The sequence below is a fragment of the Aeromicrobium phragmitis genome, assembly GCF_003674095.1.
Classification (GTDB): Bacteria; Actinomycetota; Actinomycetes; order Propionibacteriales; family Nocardioidaceae; genus Aeromicrobium; species Aeromicrobium phragmitis.
The window spans coordinates 1-465 of sequence record NZ_RDBF01000077.1 but is presented as its reverse complement, the minus strand read 5'-3'; the positions used below and the strand labels follow the sequence as shown (position 1 = coordinate 465).

Here is a 465-nt window from a genome sequence, read left to right as displayed (position 1 = left end):
CGCCACGTCGAGCCCCGGTCGCATCGCAGCAGGCGAAGCGGTTGGGCTCGGGCTGGAACTGAAGGGCTGGTACTTGTTGAGCAGGGAGGGCGAGCCTTCCTTCCGTTACACCGTGAGTCGCGACGCCTGCGATGTGCACGACCTGCTTGTGGTCGTCCCGTGGCACCTCAGCAACGTCCTCGCTGGCGACCCGGTGGTCTATGCGCCGTACGTCGAGTCGGCGCGCTATGCCGCTGATATGCGCAATCACTACTGGTCCGTGGAGCGGCGGGAGAGCGACGAGCGCAAGGCCGCTCAGGCCGTCGAGCAGGGGAAGAAGCCGAAGAAACTCCCGGACGACTACTACGACATCCGCTCCCCCCAAGGTCTCAGCCCGTACCCCGCTCCCAAGACGAAGACTGCCGACGTGGCCGCTCACGATGGCGGAAGCAACTTCGGGCGTGTGGCCCGCGCGTCGGGACTCAT

The 465-nt window shown here is 66.2% G+C and carries 1 protein-coding gene; it reads left to right on the top strand.

The genetic code is table 11. The annotated features are described in order from the left end of the window. Nucleotides 1–112 precede the first annotated feature (112 nt). Nucleotides 113–465 (top strand): hypothetical protein (locus D9V41_RS16325; RefSeq protein WP_208006909.1); only part of this gene is annotated, 353 nt, incomplete at its 3' end.